The sequence below is a fragment of the Serratia sp. 201 genome, assembly GCF_037027545.1.
In the GTDB taxonomy this organism is placed as follows: domain Bacteria; phylum Pseudomonadota; class Gammaproteobacteria; order Enterobacterales; family Enterobacteriaceae; genus Serratia; species Serratia bockelmannii.
In genome coordinates, this window is record NZ_JAXCHC010000006.1 from 15,234 (window position 1) to 33,808 (window position 18,575).

An 18,575-nucleotide genomic window follows, 5' to 3' on the forward strand; every position below is an offset into this window, starting at 1 on the left:
CTGCTACTTATTCCTCAATTTTACCGCCAGCAGCCTCGATAGCAGCACGAGCGCCTTTGGTGACACGCAGACCACGCAGGGTTACCGGACGAGCGACTTCGCCAGAAAGTACAACTTTCGCGAATTCGATCTGGACACCAACTACGTTAGCGGCTTTCAGCGCGTTCAGGTCGATAACATCGCCTTCAACCAGAGCCAGTTCAGACAGACGAACTTCTGCCGTGATCATCGCTTTGCGTGAAGTGAAGCCGAATTTCGGCAGACGACGGTACAGAGGCATCTGACCACCTTCAAAACCACGACGTACGCCACCGCCAGAACGAGACTTCTGACCTTTGTGACCACGGCCGCCGGTTTTACCCAGGCCAGAACCAATACCACGACCTACACGCTTAGGCGCATGCTTGGCACCTTCAGCCGGAGACAGAGTATTTAAACGCATCTGTTACTCCTCAACTTTAACCATGTAGGAAACCAGGTTGACCATACCGCGAACAGCAGGAGTATCCTCGCGCTCTACGGTGTGACCAATACGACGCAGACCCAGACCGAGCAGAGTAGCTTTATGCTTCGGCAGACGGCCAATTGAGCTGCGAGTTTGTGTAACTTTAATAGTCTTAGCCATGGTCAATTACCCCAGAATGTCGGCAACGGATTTACCACGCTTAGCAGCGACCATTTCAGGAGACTTCATATTCGCCAGAGCGTCGATAGTTGCACGAACCACGTTGATCGGGTTGGTGGAACCATAAGCTTTAGCCAATACGTTGTGCACCCCAGCAACTTCGAGAACGGCGCGCATTGCACCACCCGCGATGATACCGGTACCTTCATGAGCAGGCTGCATGAACACGCGAGAACCCGTGTGAGCGCCCTTAACAGGGTGCTGCAGGGTGCCGCTGTTCAGCGCGACGTTCATCATGTTGCGACGGGCTTTTTCCATCGCTTTCTGGATCGCTGCTGGAACTTCGCGTGCTTTGCCGTAGCCAAAACCAACGCGACCGTTACCATCACCAACTACAGTCAGTGCGGTAAAGCTGAAAATACGGCCACCTTTTACGGTTTTAGATACGCGGTTTACCGCGATCAGCTTTTCCTGCAGTTCGCCAGCTTGTTTTTCGATGTGAGCCATCTTAAACCTCTTCCTTAGAACTGAAGGCCAGCTTCACGGGCAGCATCTGCCAGTGCCTGGACTCGACCATGATATTGGAAACCGGAACGGTCAAAGGATACTTTCGCAATCCCTTTTTCCAACGCGCGCTCAGCCAGAGCTTTACCTACGGCTGCTGCTGCGTCTTTGTTACCGGAATACTTCAGTTGCTCCGCGATAGCTTTTTCTAAAGTAGAAGCGGCTACCAGTACTTCAGAACCGTTTGGAGCAATCACCTGTGCGTAAATATGACGCGGGGTACGATGTACCACCAGGCGGGTTGCACCCAGCTCTTGGAGCTTGCGGCGTGCGCGGGTCGCACGACGGATACGAGCAGATTTCTTATCCATAGTGTTACCTTACTTCTTCTTAGCCTCTTTGGTACGCACGACTTCGTCGGCGTAACGAACACCTTTGCCTTTGTAAGGCTCAGGACGACGGTAAGCGCGCAGATCTGCTGCTACCTGGCCAATAACCTGCTTATCAGCGCCTTTCAGCACGATTTCAGTTTGGCTTGGGCATTCAGCAGTGATACCTGCCGGCAGCTGGTGATCGATAGGGTGAGAGAAGCCCAGGGCCAAATTCACCACGTTGCCTTTAACGGCAGCACGATAACCAACACCTACCAGTTGAAGCTTTTTGGTGAAGCCTTCGGTAACACCAACAACCATTGCGTTCAGCAGAGCGCGCGTGGTACCCGCTTGAGCCCATGCGTTAGCAAAACCTTCGCGCGGAGCGAAAGTCAGTGCGTTAGCTTCTTGCTTCACTTCAACGGCGTCGTGGATAGTACGAGTCAACTCGCCGTTTTTACCCTTAATCGAAATAACCTGACCGTTGAGTTTTACCTCTACGCCGGCAGGAATGACGACGGGTGCTTTTGCAACACGAGACATTCTTTCCTCCCGAATTAAGCTACGTAGCAGATAATCTCGCCACCAAGACCAGCCTGGCGAGCTGCACGATCGGTCATAACACCTTTAGAGGTAGAAACAACAGCGATACCCAAACCGGCCATAACTTTTGGCAGCTCATCTTTTTTCTTGTAGATGCGCAGACCTGGACGGCTGATACGTTGAATGCTTTCTACCACAGCTTTGCCCTGGAAGTACTTCAGTACCAGTTCCAGAACAGGCTTGGCGTCGCCTTCGATTTTGAAATCTTCAATAAAACCTTCTTCCTTCAGCACGTTGGCAATTGCCACTTTCAGCTTGGAGGAAGGCATGGTGACCGCAACTTTGTTCGCGGCTTGACCGTTACGGATACGGGTCAGCATATCCGCGATCGGATCTTGCATGCTCATCTGTCTTTACTCCCGTGATTCAATTGGTAATTACCAGCTAGCCTTTTTCAAGCCTGGTACTTCACCGCGCATAGCGGCTTCACGAAGCTTAATACGGCTCAACCCGAATTTGCCCACATAACCATGTGGACGGCCAGTTTGGCGGCAGCGTTTACGCTGACGAGACGGGCTGGAATCACGCGGCAGAGTTTGCAGCTTGAGAACGGCATTCCAACGATCTTCATCGGATGCGTTCACATCAGAGATAATAGCTTTCAGTTCAGCGCGTTTTGCAAAGAACTTGTCAGCTAATTTCACGCGCTTGACTTCGCGTGCTTTCATTGATTGCTTAGCCATCAGTAACCCTGCCTTACTTGCGGAACGGGAAGTTAAAAGCAGCCAGCAGCGCGCGGCCTTCATCATCAGATTTCGCAGTAGTGGTAATGGTAATATCCAAACCACGAACGCGATCGACTTTGTCGTAGTCGATTTCTGGGAAGATGATTTGCTCACGCACGCCCATGCTGTAGTTGCCACGGCCATCGAATGACTTGGCGGACAGGCCACGGAAGTCACGGATACGTGGAACAGCAATGGAGATCAGACGCTCAAAGAACTCCCACATGCGTTCGCCACGCAGAGTTACTTTACAGCCGATCGGATAGCCCTGACGGATTTTGAAGCCTGCAACAGATTTGCGGGCTTTGGTGATCAACGGTTTTTGACCGGAGATAGCTGCCAGGTCCGCTGCGGCGTTATCCAGCAGTTTCTTGTCAGCAATCGCTTCACCAACACCCATGTTCAGGGTGATCTTCTCGACCCGAGGGACTTGCATGACAGAGTTGTAATCAAACTGAGACATCAGTTGTTTGACTACCTCGTCTTTGTAGTAATCATGCAGTTTCGCCATCGTATTACTCCAAATTACTTGATAGTTTCGCTGTTAGACTTGAAGAAACGGACTTTTTTGCCGTCTTCGAATCTAAAGCCTACACGGTCAGCCTTGCCGGTAGCCGCGTTGAAGATAGCAATGTTAGAAACCTGAATTGCAGCTTCTTTTTCAACAATGCCGCCTGGTTGGTTCAGAGCCGGAACCGGCTTCTGGTGTTTCTTAACCAGGTTGATGCCTTCAACAATGACCTTGCCAGCAGACAGGACATTTTTTACTTTACCGCGCTTACCTTTGTCTTTCCCGGTAATCACGATAACTTCGTCATCACGACGGATCTTCGCTGCCATGTTCGCTCCTTAGAGTACTTCTGGTGCCAGAGAGATAATTTTCATGAACTTCTCATTACGCAGTTCACGAGTTACCGGCCCAAAAATACGCGTACCGATAGGCTGCTCGCTGTTATTGTTCAAAATAACGCATGCATTGCCATCGAAGCGAATGACAGAACCGTCCGGGCGACGTACACCCTTCTTGGTGCGCACCACTACCGCCTTCAGAACATCGCCTTTCTTCACCTTACCGCGAGGAATTGCTTCCTTGATGGTAATTTTGATGATGTCGCCGACGCCTGCGTAGCGACGGTGCGAGCCACCTAGAACCTTGATACACATTACGCGACGTGCACCGGAGTTGTCGGCGACGTTCAGCATAGTCTGTTCTTGGATCATTTTAGTGCTCCGCTAATGTCAACTACTACTTTAAAGACCCAAGTAAAAATTAGGCCGTTGAAAAGCCCCATAACCGAGGGCGCAGCATTATAACACCGCTTACTTGGTATGGGTAGAAAAAATAAACGGCTCATTTTCTGAGCCGTTTATTAAGTGAGAGCCAGCTACTCTATTACAGAATCGCTTTCTCTACAACGCGAACCAACGTCCAGGACTTAGTCTTGGACAGTGGGCGGCATTCGCGGATTTCCACCACGTCGCCGGTACCACATTCGTTGTTCTCGTCATGTACGTGCAGCTTGGTCGTACGTTTGATGAATTTCCCGTAGATCGGGTGCTTCACAGTACGTTCGATAGCAACAACGATGGATTTCTCCATTTTATCGCTAACAACACGACCCTGCAGGGTACGGATAACTTCAGTCATTTACACACCCGCCTTTTGAGTCAGTAAAGTCTTAACGCGTGCGACGTCACGACGCACTTGTTTCAACAGGTGAGTTTGTTGCAGCTGGCCACTGGCCGCCTGCATGCGCAAGTTGAATTGCTCACGCAGCAGGTTGAGCAGCTCGGCATTCAGCTCTTCAACGCTTTTTTCACGCAGCTCTTGTGCTTTCATTACATCACCGTCTTAGTTACAAAGGTGGTTTTGATCGGCAGTTTCGCTGCTGCCAGTTTGAATGCCTCGCGGGCAACCTCTTCTGGCACGCCGTCCATTTCGTACAGGACCTTACCAGGCTGGATCAGGGCAACCCAATACTCCACGTTACCCTTACCTTTACCCATACGCACTTCCAGCGGCTTCTCGGTGATCGGTTTGTCCGGGAATACACGGATCCAGATCTTGCCTTGACGCTTAACTGCACGAGTCATTGCACGACGAGCTGCTTCGATTTGACGAGCAGTCAGACGGCCACGGCCAACAGCTTTCAGACCGAAAGTGCCGAAGCTAACATCCGTACCTTGCGCCAGACCACGGTTGCGGCCCTTGTGCACCTTACGGAATTTTGTACGCTTTGGTTGTAACATCAGCGACTCTCCTTACTTGCGGCCTTTACGCTGCTGCTTTTTAGGTTGAGCAGCCGGTTCCGGTTGTTCAACTGCAGCCATACCACCCAGGATCTCACCTTTGAAGATCCATACCTTAACGCCGATTACACCATAAGTGGTGTGCGCTTCAGATGTGTTGTAGTCGATGTCCGCACGCAGAGTGTGCAATGGAACACGACCTTCGCGGTACCATTCGGTACGTGCGATTTCAGCGCCGCCAAGACGGCCGCTTACTTCAACTTTGATACCTTTAGCGCCAAGACGCATTGCGTTCTGTACTGCACGCTTCATAGCACGACGGAACATAACGCGACGTTCCAGCTGAGAAGTGATGCTGTCAGCAACCAATTTAGCGTCGAGTTCCGGTTTACGGACTTCGGCGATGTTGATCTGTGCAGGAACGCCAGCGATGTCCGCTACGACCTTGCGCAGTTTTTCGACGTCTTCACCTTTCTTGCCGATAACGATGCCTGGGCGAGCAGTGTGAATGGTCACACGGATGCTCTTCGCAGGACGCTCGATAACGATGCGAGAAACGGAAGCTTTCGACAGTTCCTTAGTCAGGAATTGACGAACTTTAAAGTCGCTGTCCAGGTTGTCAGCGAATTCTTTGGTATTCGCATACCAAGTAGAGTTCCAAGGTTTGACAATACCCAGGCGAATACCATTAGGATGTACTTTCTGACCCATTGCTAGTCTCCAGAGTCTCAGCGATCGGACACAACCACAGTAATGTGGCTGGTGCGCTTCAGGATGCGATCTGCACGACCTTTTGCACGCGGCATAATGCGCTTCATGCTTGGGCCTTCGTCTACGAAGATTTTCGTAACTTTCAGATCATCGATGTCAGCGCCATCGTTGTGTTCTGCGTTAGCAATGGCAGACTCCAGCACTTTCTTAACCAGACCAGCAGCTTTCTTGTTGGTGTAGGTCAGAGTTTCCAGAGCTTGCGACACTTTCTTACCGCGAATCAGGTCAGCAACAAGGCGAACCTTCTGAGCAGAAGAACGAGCGTGGCGATGTTTAGCGATAGTTTCCATCTCTTCCTCCTACCTTAGCGCTTTTTAGCTTTTTTATCAGCCGCATGGCCGCGATAAGTACGAGTCGGCGCGAATTCACCCAGTTTGTGACCGACCATTTCATCGGAAACGAACACTGGTACGTGCTGACGACCATTATGGACAGCGATGGTCAAACCGATCATGTTAGGAAAGATCGTTGAACGACGGGACCAAGTGCGCAAAGGCTTCTTGTCACCGCTTTCCACCGCTTTCTCTACCTTCTTCAGCAAGTGCAGGTCAATAAAAGGACCTTTCTTGAGAGAACGTGGCATGGCTTATCCTCTAATTATTTTTTGCTACGGCGACGTACGATGAACTTATCAGTACGCTTGTTGCTACGGGTCTTCTTACCTTTGGTCTGAACGCCCCACGGAGTTACCGGGTGCTTACCAAAGTTACGACCTTCACCACCACCGTGCGGGTGATCTACCGGGTTCATCGCCGTACCGCGAACGGTAGGACGAACACCACGCCAACGTGCAGCACCTGCTTTACCCAGAACGCGAAGCATGTGTTCAGCGTTACCGACTTCACCCAGGGTGGCGCGGCAATCAGCTGGAACTTTACGCATTTCGCCAGAGCGCAGACGCAGAGTTACGTAGGAACCATCACGAGCAACGATCTGAACGTAGGCACCAGCGGAGCGAGCCATCTGGCCGCCTTTACCTGGTTTCATTTCTACGTTGTGAACCGTTGAACCAACTGGAATGTTGCGCATCGGCAGGGTGTTGCCCGCTTTGATTGCAGCATCAACGCCAGATTGAATCTGGTCACCAGCTTTCAGGCCTTTCGGCGCCAGGATGTAACGGCGTTCGCCGTCTTTGTACAGAACCAGCGCGATGTTCGCGGAACGGTTCGGATCGTACTCCAGACGCTCAACCACAGCAGGGATACCGTCTTTGTTGCGCTTGAAGTCAACCAGACGATAATGTTGCTTGTGGCCACCACCGATATGACGGGTGGTGATACGGCCATTGTTGTTACGACCACCGCTTTTGCTCAGTTTTTCCAGCAGCGGGGCATAAGGTTTACCCTTGTGCAGCTCAGGGTTAACCACTTTAACAACGTGGCGACGACCCGGAGATGTAGGTTTACATTTAACAATTGCCATTGTTCTTACTCCTCCGACTTACTCTGCGCCGCCGATGAAGTCCAGATTCTGGCCTTCTTTCAGGGTGACGTAAGCTTTTTTCCAGTCGCTACGACGACCAACACGCTGACCGTGACGCTTCACTTTCCCTTTAACTACCAGGGTGTTCACGTCTTCGACTTCGACTTCAAACAGTTTCTGCACTGCAGCTTTGATTTCTGCTTTGGTCGCGTCTTTGGCAACTTTGAGAACGATGGTGTTGCTTTTTTCCATCGCAGCGGATGCTTTTTCAGATACGTGCGGTGCACGCAGCACTTTCAGCAAACGTTCTTCACGGATCATGCCAGCATCTCCTCAACTTGCTTCACAGCATCAGCAGTCATAACCACTTTGTCGAAGGCGATCAGGCTAACCGGATCGATACCTGCTACATCGCGCACGTCAACCTTGTACAGGTTGCGAGCTGCCAGGAACAGATTCTCATCCAGTTCACCGGTCACGATCAGCACGTCTTCCAGAGCCATATCTTTCAGTTTCTGTGCCAGCAGCTTAGTTTTAGGCGCTTCTACAGAGAACTTCTCGACAACGATCAGACGATCTTGACGTACCAGCTCGGACAGGATGCTTTTCAGCGCGCCGCGGTACATCTTTTTGTTTACTTTCTGACTGTGGTCCTGTGGCTTAGCAGCAAAGGTCACGCCGCCTGAACGCCAGATCGGGCTCTTTACAGAACCTGAACGCGCACGGCCGGTGCCTTTCTGACGCCATGGCTTTTTGCCGGAACCAGTTACTTCAGCACGGGTCTTCTGAGCACGGGTACCTTGACGGGCACCTGCTGCATAAGCAACAACAACCTGGTGTACCAGCGCTTCGTTGAAATCACGACCGAAGGTAGTTTCGGAAACAGTCAGCGCGCTTTGCGCGTCTTTCAATACTAATTCCATTGCTATCCCCTTACGCCTTCACAGCTGGTTTAACGATCAGGTTGCCACCGGTTGCGCCCGGTACAGCACCCTTAACCAGCAGCAGGTTGCGCTCAGCGTCAACACGTACTACGTCCAGGCTCTGAACGGTTACGCGCTCATCACCCAGGTGGCCAGCCATTTTCTTGCCTTTGAACACTTTGCCCGGAGTCTGGTTCTGACCGATAGAACCCGGAACGCGGTGAGACAAGGAGTTACCGTGGGTAGCGTCTTGGGTACGGAAGTTCCAGCGCTTAACAGTGCCAGCAAAACCTTTACCTTTAGAAGTACCGGTAACATCGACTTTTTTAACGTCAGCGAAGATTTCTACGCTAATTTCCTGACCTGCAGCGAACTCTTGACCTTCTTCAAGGCGGAATTCCCACAGACCACGGCCAGCTTCAACGCCAGCTTTAGCGAAATGGCCCGCTTCCGGCTTGGTTACACGGTTAGCTTTTTTGCTACCAGTGGTAACCTGAACGGCACGGTAACCGTCGGTGTCCAGGCTTTTAACCTGAGTCACGCGGTTCGCTTCAATTTCAATTACGGTTACTGGGATAGAAACGCCATCTTCAGTGAAGATACGGGTCATACCCACTTTTTTACCGACTAAACCAATCATTGTTTCAACCTCTCAATCGCTCAATGACCTGATTAACCCAGGCTGATCTGCACGTCTACACCGGCAGCCAGATCCAGACGCATCAGAGCATCAACGGTTTTCTCGGTTGGCTCAACGATGTCAACCAGACGCTTGTGAGTGCGAATCTCGTACTGATCGCGCGCGTCTTTGTTGACGTGCGGAGAGATCAGAACGGTAAAGCGCTCTTTGCGAGTTGGCAGCGGGATCGGACCACGGACTTGCGCACCAGTGCGCTTTGCAGTCTCGACGATTTCCGCGGTTGATTGATCGATCAGACGATGATCAAACGCTTTCAGGCGGATACGGATTCTTTGGTTCTGCATGAGACCAGAGCTCCAATTATTTATAAACGTAAATAATTACTCCTCACACCCATTTCGATTGATGGGGGAGTGTAATCGTCAACATATAACCCCCATATCGGGAGTATTGTTCGAAAGGCAAAAAAGGCCTGCCAATCGACTGATTCGCTAAAATCAGGCTTACCAAGATTAGGTAAGCCCGCGCATTATACGCAAAATGGCCCAGGAAGCAAGCCGCAGTTGGAAATATGCTCAGGAAATCGTCATTTTTGCGCGTTCAGTGTCAGTTTGCGGGTTAGCACGGTGAGCAGGGAATGAATTATGCTTAGGGTGGGTTGAGCTCTCCCCTGCCCCGCCGTGAAAACGGCCGCCGGCAGGAGAGGCAATGGCGAATAGGCTGAAGGCTTTACTCTTTGCGCTCCAAAATCTGGGCCTGGGCATAGTTTTGAATACCGAGGCGAGCGATGAGGTCCAGCTCGGTTTCCAGCCAGTCGATATGCTCTTCTTCATCGGCCAGGATATCGATCATCAAATCGCGGCTGACATAATCGTGAATAGAATCGGCATAGGCGATACCTTCACGCAGGTTCTTGGCACCTGCCAGCTCCAGAGCCAGATCGGAACGCAGCATCTCTTCAATGTCTTCGCCGATGTTCAGCTTGCCGAGATCTTGCAGGTTAGGAAGCCCTTCCAGGAACAGGATACGCTCGATGTAGCGATCGGCATGTTTCATTTCGTCGATCGACTCGTGGTATTCCTTGTCGTTGAGGCGCATTAAGCCCCAATTCTTGAACATGCGGGCGTGCAGGAAATATTGATTGATGGCAACCAGCTCGTTGCCGAGCAGCTTGTTGAGGTGAGCAATGATCTTTTTATCGCCTTTCATAGGTAACTCCTCCTGGCCAGTTCTAAAAGTGTAGAACCTGTAAGCCAAGAGTCAAAAATAACCTTACCCTTTGTTAGGCAACTTCATGCATTGGGATGATAGTTCCGCTTTCCTCCACCATAATCTGTCTTGCCTGACGAATGCACTTTCCACAATCGGTACCAATCGGCACAAGTTCACGCAGCTGCTTCATGGTATGGGGATTGTGCTGACGCACCGCATTACGGATCGCTTTGTCAGTCACCGCATTACACAGACATACATACATAGAGAGACTCACTTCTTAACCAATGCATTGAGTCTAAATAGGAATGGTTTTTATTTCAATTAAGATTTGAGCAAATTGCATAAAAAAAGGGCACCGAAGTGCCCCTTTTTTGTGTCGAAAAATTATTCGCGATTAAGCGATAACTTTAGCAACAACACCAGCGCCTACAGTACGGCCGCCTTCACGGATTGCGAAACGCAGACCGTCGTCCATCGCGATTGGGTGAATCAGGGTTACAACCATGTTCACGTTGTCGCCTGGCATTACCATCTCTACGCCTTCTGGCAGTTCGATGGTACCGGTCACGTCAGTGGTACGGAAGTAGAACTGTGGACGGTAGCCTTTGAAGAATGGCGTGTGACGACCACCTTCATCTTTGCTCAGGATGTACACTTCAGATTCGAACTGGGTGTGCGGCTTGATGGAGCCTGGTTTAGCCAGTACCTGACCACGTTCGATTTCTTCACGTTTGATACCACGCAGCAGAACACCTACGTTCTCACCAGCACGGCCTTCGTCCAGCAGTTTGCGGAACATTTCAACGCCAGTACAGGTAGACTTAACGGTGTCTTTGATACCAACGATTTCAACTTCTTCGCCAACTTTGATGATACCGCGCTCAACACGACCGGTAACAACGGTACCACGACCGGAGATGGAGAATACGTCTTCGATTGGCAGCAGGAACGGCTTGTCGATAGCACGCTCTGGCTCTGGGATGTAGCTGTCCAGGGCTTCGGCCAGTTCGATGATTTTCGCTTCCCACTCAGCTTCGCCTTCCAGCGCTTTCAGCGCGGAACCGCGGATCACTGGCAGGTCATCGCCTGGGAAGTCGTACGCGGACAGCAGTTCGCGAACTTCCATTTCTACCAGTTCCAGCAGCTCTTCATCATCAACCATGTCGCATTTGTTCATGAATACGATGATGAAAGGAACGCCAACCTGACGACCCAGCAGGATGTGCTCACGAGTCTGAGGCATTGGGCCGTCAGTCGCAGCTACTACCAGGATCGCGCCGTCCATCTGAGCAGCACCGGTGATCATGTTTTTCACGTAGTCGGCGTGCCCTGGGCAGTCAACGTGCGCGTAGTGACGAGTCGGGGTGTCATACTCAACGTGAGAGGTGTTGATGGTGATACCACGAGCTTTTTCTTCTGGCGCGTTATCGATCTGGTCGAAAGCACGTGCAGAACCGCCGTAGGTTTTAGCCAGAACGGTGGTGATCGCTGCAGTCAGGGTAGTTTTACCGTGGTCAACGTGGCCGATAGTACCAACGTTAACGTGCGGTTTTGTACGTTCAAATTTTTCTTTAGACACGGCTATATTCCTTACTATAGCGCTCTCCCCTTCTGGAGAGAGCACGGGACTTTGGTTTTAACCCTGCGGCTTATTTGCCACGGGCTTCGATTACGGCCTGAGCGACGTTGTTCGGTGCATCATCATACTTCAGGAATTCCATGGTGTATGATGCGCGACCTTTAGTCAGAGAACGCAGCTGAGTTGCGTAGCCGAACATTTCGGACAACGGTACTTCAGCGTGGATCTTAACGCCAGTCACTTCAGATTCCTGACCGCGCAGCATGCCGCGACGACGGCTCAAGTCACCGATAACGTCACCGGTGTTCTCTTCTGGAGTCTCAACTTCAACCTTCATGATAGGCTCAAGCAGAACTGGTTTCGCTTTCTTAAAGCCTTCTTTAAAGGCGATAGACGCGGCCAGTTTAAACGCCAGTTCAGAGGAGTCAACGTCGTGGTAAGAACCGAAGTGCAGACGAATACCCATGTCTACTACCGGGTAACCAGCCAACGGACCAGACTTCAGCTGCTCCTGGATGCCTTTATCAACGGCAGGGATGTATTCGCCAGGAATTACACCACCTTTGATGTCGTTGACGAACTCGTAACCTTTCGGGTTAGAGCCCGGTTCCAGTGGGTACATGTCGATCACAACGTGACCGTACTGACCGCGACCACCAGACTGCTTGGCGTGCTTACCTTCAACGTCGGTAATCTTCGCGCGAATCGCTTCGCGGTAAGCTACCTGAGGTTTGCCCACGTTAGCTTCAACGTTGAATTCACGCTTCATGCGGTCAACGATGATGTCGAGGTGCAGTTCACCCATACCGGCGATGATAGTCTGGTTAGACTCTTCGTCAGTCCATACGCGGAACGACGGGTCTTCTTTAGCCAGACGGCCCAGAGCCAGACCCATTTTTTCTTGGTCAGCTTTGGTTTTCGGTTCAACGGCGATAGAGATTACCGGCTCAGGGAATTCCATACGCTCCAGGATGATTGGAGAGTCTGGATCACACAGGGTGTCCCCGGTGGTCACGTCTTTCAGACCGATCGCAGCGGCGATGTCGCCTGCGCGAACTTCTTTGATCTCTTCACGCTTGTTGGCGTGCATCTGAACGATACGGCCAAAACGCTCGCGCGCAGACTTAACGGAGTTCAGCACGGTGTCGCCGGAGTTAACAACGCCGGAGTACACGCGGAAGAAGGTCAAGTTACCTACGAACGGGTCGGTAGCGATTTTGAACGCCAGCGCAGAGAACGGCTCGTCATCACTTGCGTGACGCTCAGCCGGAGTGTCTTTACCGTCGTCCAGGATACCGTTGATCGCAGGAACGTCAGTTGGTGCCGGCAGGTATTCGATTACCGCATCCAGCATCGCCTGCACGCCCTTGTTCTTGAACGCAGAACCGCAGGTAACCAGGATGATTTCGTTGTTCAGTACGCGCTGACGCAGAGCTGCTTTGATTTCTTCCTCGGTCAGCTCTTCGCCGCCCAGGTATTTTTCCATCAGCTCTTCGGAAGCTTCCGCAGCGGACTCGATCAGGTTCTGGCGCCATTCTTCAGCCAGATCCATCATGTCAGCCGGGACGTCTTCGTATTCGAAGGTTACGCCTGCGTCTTCTTCGTTCCAGTTGATCGCCTTCATTTTCACCAGGTCGATAACGCCGGTGAATTTGTCTTCTGCGCCGATAGCCAGCTGCAGAGGAACAGGGTTAGCGCCCAGACGAGATTTGATCTGGCCAACAACTTTCAGGAAGTTAGCGCCCATACGGTCCATTTTGTTAACGAACGCAATACGTGGCACTTTGTATTTGTTAGCCTGACGCCATACGGTTTCAGACTGTGGCTGAACACCACCAACAGCACAGTAAACCATTACCGCGCCATCCAGCACACGCATGGAACGTTCTACTTCGATGGTGAAGTCAACGTGCCCTGGGGTGTCGATGATGTTTACGCGATGCGGTTCGAACTGCTTGGCCATACCAGACCAGAAAGCAGTAGTCGCTGCAGAAGTGATGGTAATACCACGCTCCTGCTCCTGTTCCATCCAGTCCATGGTGGCAGCGCCGTCATGAACTTCACCGATTTTGTGGTTTACACCGGTGTAGAACAGAATACGTTCGGTAGTGGTGGTTTTACCGGCGTCGATGTGAGCACTGATACCGATGTTACGGTAGCGTGCAATGGGTGTTGTACGAGCCATTTGATTCCTCTATTCCTAGGGCGTTCAAGTTCAGTTAACCCAAGCGGGCCGATTTGACGCGCCCGCTTGGTTAGCATGACTACAGCCAGGTGATTACCAGCGGTAGTGGGCGAACGCCTTGTTGGCTTCGGCCATACGGTGAACGTCTTCACGCTTCTTAACAGCAGAACCTTTGTTCTCTGCTGCGTCAGACAGCTCGTTCGCCAGGCGCAGAGCCATGGATTTATCACCGCGTTTACGTGCAGCATCAACGATCCAACGCATTGCCAGAGCATTACGACGAACCGGGCGGACTTCAACTGGTACCTGATAAGTAGAACCGCCAACGCGACGCGACTTAACTTCTACAGTCGGGCGAACGTTGTCGAGAGCGACTTCGAAAGCTTCCAGGTGATCTTTACCAGAACGCTGAGCCAGGGTCTCCAGCGCGGTATAGACGATTGCTTCTGCAGTAGATTTTTTACCGTCTACCATCAGGATATTTACAAATTTGGCCAGCAGCTCAGATCCGAACTTAGGATCTGGCAGGATTTTACGTTGGCCGATTACGCGACGACGTGGCATGGAAATACTCCGTTGTTAATTCAGGATTGTCCAAAACTCTACGAGTTTATTTTGACATTAAAGTTAAAACGTTTGGCCTTACTTAACGGAGAACCATTAAGCCTTTGGCTTCTTCACGCCGTACTTGGAACGAGCTTGCTTACGGTCTTTAACACCGGAGCAGTCAAGTGCACCACGGACGGTGTGGTAACGCACACCTGGCAGGTCTTTTACACGACCGCCACGGATCAGGATTACGGAGTGTTCCTGCAGGTTGTGGCCTTCGCCACCGATGTAGGAAGTCACTTCGAAACCGTTGGTCAAACGCACACGGCAAACTTTACGCAGTGCGGAGTTTGGTTTTTTCGGGGTAGTGGTATATACGCGGGTGCATACGCCACGTTTCTGCGGGCAGGCTTCCAGCGCTGGAACGTTGCTTTTAGCAGCCTTCACAGAGCGTGGTTTGCGAACCAGCTGGTTAATTGTTGCCATTAAAAAAGCTCCTGGTTTTTGCTTCGTACTAGCTTCGTAAACATGTGATAAATCCCCTCGTATGCACTATTGGCAGAGTACGAGGACGCAGAATTTTAGGGCTGACCAGTATGGGTGTCAAGAAATATACAACATCACTCTCATTACCAGGCCATTTGGCTGCGGTGTTGTTCGGTTAATTCAACGAAGTGATTATAGCCGATGACAGTGATTTTGTGCGAAAAATGACCAACCAATCCCCGGGCTTCCAGGTCATCCTGCAGCGCATAAAGGGATATGGGGGCGGCGAGCAGCAATTCAAGATGAGCGCTGCCGGCAAGGCCTGCAAGCACGCCGTCCTGTAGCAGCAACAGCGCGTCGCCCTCCGCCGCCAGGCGCAGCAGCGCAGGTAAGTCACATTGGTTTGGCGAATGGCTCAGGGTATACAGCATCAGAAGATCCTAAAACGTCATCACGGCGTCGTAACCGGCCAATTGGCGGCGCAATTCATCCGGCGCCAGCACCTCGGCATCCAGCACCCAATCGGTCACCTGACTCAGCCCACGCTCCTGCAGCGAAGCCTGGCATAGATAGCAGCGCTCCACGTCATACAACGGCAGCACGCCGAAGGTGGCGATGTAATTGCGCGCCAAGATTTTTTCCGGTTGCTGGCCCGGCAACAGCTGCAATACGCCATCGCCGACAAAAAACACCCCCAAATCCTCACTGAGCGCCGATGTGGCAAGCAGCGCATCCAGCCCTTCCCTGCCGCCGGCACCGCCGTGCGGCCCGTGGGTGAAAACAAAAGCGACTCGTTTCATCATATCCTCAGAACTGCACCAGACGGTCGCAACTCAGCGACGCTTCGGCCAGGGAACCCAGCCCGCTCAGGGTAAAGCCGGGCTGCAGGTTGGCGCTTGCCAGCCCCTGTTGCGCCGCCTCCTGCTCGTCGGTGACGCCACGGCGCAGCGCGGCAGCAACGCAGACGTTGAGCGCCACGCCGTGTTGCTGCGCCAGCTGCGTCCAGCCGCGCACCAGGTCGAATTCGTCGCTGGCCGGCGCGGTCAGTTGGTTGGCGTTCAACACCCCTTCACGGTAGAAAAAAACGCTGGAAAGCCGGTGCCCTTTCGCCAGCAAAGCCTGAGCGAACTGATAGGCGCTGCTGGCCTGCTGAGTGCCGTAAGCCGGGCCGGTGACCAACAGACAATAATCGAGCATCAACGGTCGCTTCCCAACAGATCGCCGCTCTTGAACTGGCGGATGTACAGATACACGGTGTGTTTGGAGATATTCAGGCGATCCGCCACCTGATTGATCGCATCCTTGATATCGAAGATGCCTTTCTCATAGAGGTTGAGCACCACCTGGCGATTCTTGGCGTTATTGGACACCGAGCGGTCGGCGTTCACCTCTTCGATGGTGAACTCCAGCGTCTGCGCCACCAGATCGTCGACGGAAGAGGCGAAATTCACCGACGACGGCACGTCCTGCGTGGCCGGCGGCATAAAAGTCTGCATGATCTGCGAGAACGGCACGTCGAGGTTCATGTTGATGCACAGCAAGCCGATCACCCGCTGCTCGCGATTGCGAATGGCAATGGTCACCGATTTCATCAACACGCCGCTCTTGGCGCGGGTAAAGTAGGCTTTCGACACGCTGCTGTCGTCGCCGGCCATGTCGTGCAGCATGCGCAGCGCCAGGTCGGTGATCGGCGAGCCGATTTTGCGCCCGGTGTGTTCCCCGTTGGCGATGCGCACCGCCGAGCTGTTCAGGTCTTCCAGCGCGTGCAATACGATCTCACAGTGGCCGCCGATCAACATCGCCAGCCCGTCGACCACCGCTTCATAGGATTTCAGGATTTCATGATCCGTTTGAGTAAACGGACGTTCATTCAGCAAATCAAGTTCGCTGGCTTCGCTGGATAAAAGCGAATTCGACATCGAAGATACCACCCTCATAGATCGCCTGTGCCAGGGGGCGCAGCTAAAACCGCTCGGACCGGATCGCTGCCGTCGTCGGCATGCCGCCGCGCGGCTGGCTGAGAGCCGCATAAAACGGCACGATGACATCCGCGGGCGAGGCGGCCGGGAACAATTTTAGGTACACGCCCTAAGGGGCAGACGCATGACTGATAAGTCAGAATTATTAGTCTAGCAAAGCGGCCGGAGCAAAGTCCTTGCGTTTGCGCGTGGTATTGACGTTAAGCCCGATGCCCGGCAGGCGTCAAGCGTTCAATGGCGAGAGAGGCGGCGGCGGCCAAAATGAAAACCGCCGCGGAGGGCATCCGCGGCGGTGGCAAACAAAGCGACGAGATTATTTCGCTTTGGTATCGGCTTTCGCATCAGCCGGTTTTTCGGCTTTAGCGTCGGCTTTCGGCGCCGCTTTCACGTCCAGCAGCTCAACGTCGAAGACCAGCGTGGAGTTAGCTGGGATGCCCGGAACGCCGGTTTTGCCGTAGGCCAAGGCCGGCGGGATCACCAGCTTGATTTTGCCGCCTTTCTTGATGTGCTTCAGACCTTCGGTCCAGCCAGGGATCACGCCGTCCAGACGGAACGACAGCGGCTCGCCGCGGGTATAGGAGTTATCGAACTCGGTACCGTCGGTCAGGGTGCCTTTGTAGTTCACCACCACGGTGTCGCTGTCTTTCGGCGCTTCACCCGCGCCCGGTTTCTCTACCTGATACAGCAGGCCGGATTCGGTTTTCTTCACGCCTTTTTCTTTAGCGAAGCTGTCGCGATACTTGGCGCCTTTGGTTTCGTTGTCCTTGGCGTCCTGCTCCATCTTCGCCTGAGCGGAAGCCTTCACGCGCGCTTCGAAGCCCTGCAGGGTCTTCTCGATGTCGGCATCGTTCAGCTTGCTCTTGTTGGCGAACGCGTCCTGAACGCCGGCGATCAGCTGATCTTTGTCCAGCTTGATGCCCAGCTTCTCTTGCTCTTTCAGAGAGTTGTCCATGTAACGGCCGAGAGAGGCGCCCAGTGCGTAAGCCGCTTGCTCGTCGTCGTTTTTGAACTTGCCGGTGCTTGGCGCTGCTGCCGCGTCCGCTGGTTTAGCGGCTTCTGCCGGTTTGGCGGCATCGGCTGCCATGACCTGGGTCGCATTCAGAGCAAAAGCCATGGTGGTTGCCAGAAGCGTGACTTTAAACAAAGATTTCATCCATTTCTCCAGTGTCTGAAGCAATGCCCCAAACAATCATTAGGTAAGATAACCGGGCTACTATAGCTGCCTGAAACAAAACAAAACAGTCGCACAGGTAACCAATCGAGTCAAAGTGTGACTCCCACTTTGCCGAGAAGTTTCCCCCTGCGTGCTACTCGTATGATAAATCAGATTTTTCTTGCAGAATATTCGGCGAGGTTAGCAAAAAACGGCGTATCGGGCGCGCAACTTTTCAGCACTTTACACTGCCGATCGCAACGTTGCGCGCCGTCTGAAGAAATAGCGCGAGCAAACCCGGCGCCAGCTGTTACCATAGCGCCGAATCAGGATTTTATCGCGTCAGAGGTAGCCTCATGCACAACGCCGACATTCAACGCCTGCTACAGCGGCTTGAAGAACTGGAGAGCCGTCAGGCTTTCCAAGAGCTCACCATCGAAGAGCTCAACCAGACCGTTACCCAGCATCAAATGGAAATGCTGAAGATGCGCGAACACCTGCGCATGTTGACCGACAAGCTGCGCTCGACCCAAACCTCAATGATCGCCTCGCAATCGGAAGAAACCCCTCCGCCGCACTATTGAGGGTCCGTTGC

33 protein-coding genes are annotated in these 18,575 nt (G+C 52.6%); 1 reads left to right on the top strand and 32 read right to left on the bottom strand.

Features of this window, described 5'->3' with window-relative positions; translation table 11 throughout:
* Window positions 1–7: 7 nt before the first annotated feature.
* The 32 genes from rplO to fkpA form a co-directional block, all read right to left on the bottom strand.
* Window positions 8–442, bottom strand: coding sequence for a 50S ribosomal protein L15 (gene rplO / locus WA302_RS23130; RefSeq protein WP_004929742.1), 435 nt, complete (start codon window positions 440–442; stop codon window positions 8–10).
* A gap of 3 nt (window positions 443–445) precedes the next feature.
* The gene (gene rpmD, locus WA302_RS23135; protein ID WP_048232028.1) at window positions 446–625 is read right to left on the bottom strand and encodes a 50S ribosomal protein L30; all 180 of its coding nucleotides are present in this window, start codon (window positions 623–625) and stop codon (window positions 446–448) included.
* Between the two features lie 6 nt (window positions 626–631).
* Window positions 632–1,132, bottom strand: a complete 501-nt coding sequence (rpsE, locus tag WA302_RS23140; protein WP_004929747.1) for a 30S ribosomal protein S5 — start codon at window positions 1,130–1,132, stop codon at window positions 632–634.
* A gap of 14 nt (window positions 1,133–1,146) precedes the next feature.
* Entirely contained in the window at window positions 1,147–1,500 is a 354-nt protein-coding gene (rplR, locus tag WA302_RS23145; RefSeq protein ID WP_004929748.1) for a 50S ribosomal protein L18, read from the bottom strand.
* A 9-nt stretch (window positions 1,501–1,509) separates the two neighbouring features.
* Window positions 1,510–2,043, bottom strand: a complete 534-nt coding sequence (gene rplF / locus WA302_RS23150; protein WP_004929751.1) for a 50S ribosomal protein L6 — start codon at window positions 2,041–2,043, stop codon at window positions 1,510–1,512.
* Between the two features lie 14 nt (window positions 2,044–2,057).
* Window positions 2,058–2,450 (bottom strand): 30S ribosomal protein S8, encoded by a 393-nt coding sequence (rpsH, locus tag WA302_RS23155; protein WP_004929753.1) that lies wholly within the window; start codon window positions 2,448–2,450, stop codon window positions 2,058–2,060.
* A 30-nt stretch (window positions 2,451–2,480) separates the two neighbouring features.
* Window positions 2,481–2,786: a 30S ribosomal protein S14 gene (gene rpsN, locus WA302_RS23160; RefSeq protein ID WP_004929754.1), complete on the bottom strand. Its 306-nt coding sequence runs from the start codon at window positions 2,784–2,786 to the stop codon at window positions 2,481–2,483.
* A gap of 13 nt (window positions 2,787–2,799) precedes the next feature.
* Complete coding sequence (gene rplE, locus WA302_RS23165) at window positions 2,800–3,339, bottom strand: 50S ribosomal protein L5 (RefSeq protein WP_004929756.1); 540 nt, start codon at window positions 3,337–3,339, stop codon at window positions 2,800–2,802.
* Between the two features lie 14 nt (window positions 3,340–3,353).
* Window positions 3,354–3,668 carry a 50S ribosomal protein L24 gene (gene rplX / locus WA302_RS23170; protein ID WP_004929758.1) on the bottom strand — a complete coding sequence of 105 codons (315 nt, stop codon included), beginning with the start codon at window positions 3,666–3,668 and terminating at the stop codon, window positions 3,354–3,356.
* 9 nt (window positions 3,669–3,677) lie between these two features.
* Window positions 3,678–4,049, bottom strand: coding sequence for a 50S ribosomal protein L14 (gene rplN / locus WA302_RS23175; RefSeq protein ID WP_000613954.1), 372 nt, complete (start codon window positions 4,047–4,049; stop codon window positions 3,678–3,680).
* Window positions 4,050–4,221: 172 nt separating this feature from the next.
* Entirely contained in the window at window positions 4,222–4,476 is a 255-nt protein-coding gene (gene rpsQ / locus WA302_RS23180; protein ID WP_004929760.1) for a 30S ribosomal protein S17, read from the bottom strand.
* The gene (gene rpmC, locus WA302_RS23185) at window positions 4,477–4,668 is read right to left on the bottom strand and encodes a 50S ribosomal protein L29 (RefSeq protein WP_004929762.1); all 192 of its coding nucleotides are present in this window, start codon (window positions 4,666–4,668) and stop codon (window positions 4,477–4,479) included. It abuts the gene before it with no gap.
* Window positions 4,668–5,078 (bottom strand): 50S ribosomal protein L16, encoded by a 411-nt coding sequence (gene rplP / locus WA302_RS23190; protein WP_004929764.1) that lies wholly within the window; start codon window positions 5,076–5,078, stop codon window positions 4,668–4,670. Before rplP ends, rpmC begins: the two co-directional genes overlap by 1 nt.
* Before the next feature lie 12 nt (window positions 5,079–5,090).
* Entirely contained in the window at window positions 5,091–5,789 is a 699-nt protein-coding gene (rpsC, locus tag WA302_RS23195; protein ID WP_004929766.1) for a 30S ribosomal protein S3, read from the bottom strand.
* A 17-nt stretch (window positions 5,790–5,806) separates the two neighbouring features.
* Window positions 5,807–6,139: a 50S ribosomal protein L22 gene (rplV, locus tag WA302_RS23200; protein WP_002223844.1), complete on the bottom strand. Its 333-nt coding sequence runs from the start codon at window positions 6,137–6,139 to the stop codon at window positions 5,807–5,809.
* Between the two features lie 14 nt (window positions 6,140–6,153).
* The gene (gene rpsS, locus WA302_RS23205; protein WP_004929772.1) at window positions 6,154–6,432 is read right to left on the bottom strand and encodes a 30S ribosomal protein S19; all 279 of its coding nucleotides are present in this window, start codon (window positions 6,430–6,432) and stop codon (window positions 6,154–6,156) included.
* A 14-nt stretch (window positions 6,433–6,446) separates the two neighbouring features.
* Window positions 6,447–7,271 carry a 50S ribosomal protein L2 gene (gene rplB / locus WA302_RS23210; RefSeq protein ID WP_004929775.1) on the bottom strand — a complete coding sequence of 275 codons (825 nt, stop codon included), beginning with the start codon at window positions 7,269–7,271 and terminating at the stop codon, window positions 6,447–6,449.
* A gap of 18 nt (window positions 7,272–7,289) precedes the next feature.
* The gene (rplW, locus tag WA302_RS23215) at window positions 7,290–7,592 is read right to left on the bottom strand and encodes a 50S ribosomal protein L23 (RefSeq protein WP_004951179.1); all 303 of its coding nucleotides are present in this window, start codon (window positions 7,590–7,592) and stop codon (window positions 7,290–7,292) included.
* The gene (rplD, locus tag WA302_RS23220; protein WP_004929779.1) at window positions 7,589–8,194 is read right to left on the bottom strand and encodes a 50S ribosomal protein L4; all 606 of its coding nucleotides are present in this window, start codon (window positions 8,192–8,194) and stop codon (window positions 7,589–7,591) included. Before rplD ends, rplW begins: the two co-directional genes overlap by 4 nt.
* 10 nt (window positions 8,195–8,204) lie before the next feature.
* The gene (gene rplC, locus WA302_RS23225; protein WP_015379265.1) at window positions 8,205–8,834 is read right to left on the bottom strand and encodes a 50S ribosomal protein L3; all 630 of its coding nucleotides are present in this window, start codon (window positions 8,832–8,834) and stop codon (window positions 8,205–8,207) included.
* 32 nt (window positions 8,835–8,866) lie between these two features.
* Complete coding sequence (rpsJ, locus tag WA302_RS23230) at window positions 8,867–9,178, bottom strand: 30S ribosomal protein S10 (protein WP_001181005.1); 312 nt, start codon at window positions 9,176–9,178, stop codon at window positions 8,867–8,869.
* A 385-nt stretch (window positions 9,179–9,563) separates the two neighbouring features.
* On the bottom strand, window positions 9,564–10,043 hold the full coding sequence (bfr, locus tag WA302_RS23235) for a bacterioferritin (RefSeq protein ID WP_019456183.1): 480 nt from the start codon (window positions 10,041–10,043) through the stop codon (window positions 9,564–9,566).
* A 73-nt stretch (window positions 10,044–10,116) separates the two neighbouring features.
* A complete protein-coding gene (bfd, locus tag WA302_RS23240; protein WP_164068750.1) occupies window positions 10,117–10,311 on the bottom strand; it encodes a bacterioferritin-associated ferredoxin in 195 nt (64 codons plus the stop codon).
* Window positions 10,312–10,443: 132 nt separating this feature from the next.
* The gene (tuf, locus tag WA302_RS23245; protein WP_015376315.1) at window positions 10,444–11,628 is read right to left on the bottom strand and encodes an elongation factor Tu; all 1,185 of its coding nucleotides are present in this window, start codon (window positions 11,626–11,628) and stop codon (window positions 10,444–10,446) included.
* Between the two features lie 70 nt (window positions 11,629–11,698).
* Window positions 11,699–13,813, bottom strand: a complete 2,115-nt coding sequence (gene fusA / locus WA302_RS23250; protein ID WP_025304497.1) for an elongation factor G — start codon at window positions 13,811–13,813, stop codon at window positions 11,699–11,701.
* 93 nt (window positions 13,814–13,906) lie between these two features.
* Window positions 13,907–14,377 carry a 30S ribosomal protein S7 gene (gene rpsG, locus WA302_RS23255; RefSeq protein WP_004956203.1) on the bottom strand — a complete coding sequence of 157 codons (471 nt, stop codon included), beginning with the start codon at window positions 14,375–14,377 and terminating at the stop codon, window positions 13,907–13,909.
* Window positions 14,378–14,473: 96 nt separating this feature from the next.
* The gene (rpsL, locus tag WA302_RS23260; protein WP_004930426.1) at window positions 14,474–14,848 is read right to left on the bottom strand and encodes a 30S ribosomal protein S12; all 375 of its coding nucleotides are present in this window, start codon (window positions 14,846–14,848) and stop codon (window positions 14,474–14,476) included.
* A 143-nt stretch (window positions 14,849–14,991) separates the two neighbouring features.
* Window positions 14,992–15,279 carry a sulfurtransferase complex subunit TusB gene (tusB, locus tag WA302_RS23265; RefSeq protein WP_025304499.1) on the bottom strand — a complete coding sequence of 96 codons (288 nt, stop codon included), beginning with the start codon at window positions 15,277–15,279 and terminating at the stop codon, window positions 14,992–14,994.
* Window positions 15,280–15,288: 9 nt separating this feature from the next.
* On the bottom strand, window positions 15,289–15,648 hold the full coding sequence (gene tusC, locus WA302_RS23270) for a sulfurtransferase complex subunit TusC (RefSeq protein WP_025304500.1): 360 nt from the start codon (window positions 15,646–15,648) through the stop codon (window positions 15,289–15,291).
* Window positions 15,649–15,655: 7 nt separating this feature from the next.
* Entirely contained in the window at window positions 15,656–16,045 is a 390-nt protein-coding gene (gene tusD, locus WA302_RS23275; protein ID WP_033636259.1) for a sulfurtransferase complex subunit TusD, read from the bottom strand.
* Window positions 16,045–16,767 (bottom strand): helix-turn-helix transcriptional regulator, encoded by a 723-nt coding sequence (locus tag WA302_RS23280; RefSeq protein ID WP_004930418.1) that lies wholly within the window; start codon window positions 16,765–16,767, stop codon window positions 16,045–16,047. The genes tusD and WA302_RS23280 overlap by 1 nt, the downstream gene beginning before the upstream one ends.
* A gap of 373 nt (window positions 16,768–17,140) precedes the next feature.
* Entirely contained in the window at window positions 17,141–17,980 is an 840-nt protein-coding gene (gene fkpA / locus WA302_RS23285; protein WP_025304502.1) for an FKBP-type peptidyl-prolyl cis-trans isomerase, read from the bottom strand.
* A 356-nt stretch (window positions 17,981–18,336) separates the two neighbouring features.
* Between fkpA and WA302_RS23290 the strand changes: the two genes are divergently transcribed.
* Complete coding sequence (locus WA302_RS23290; RefSeq protein WP_025304503.1) at window positions 18,337–18,564, top strand: SlyX family protein; 228 nt, start codon at window positions 18,337–18,339, stop codon at window positions 18,562–18,564.
* Window positions 18,565–18,575 lie beyond the last annotated feature (11 nt).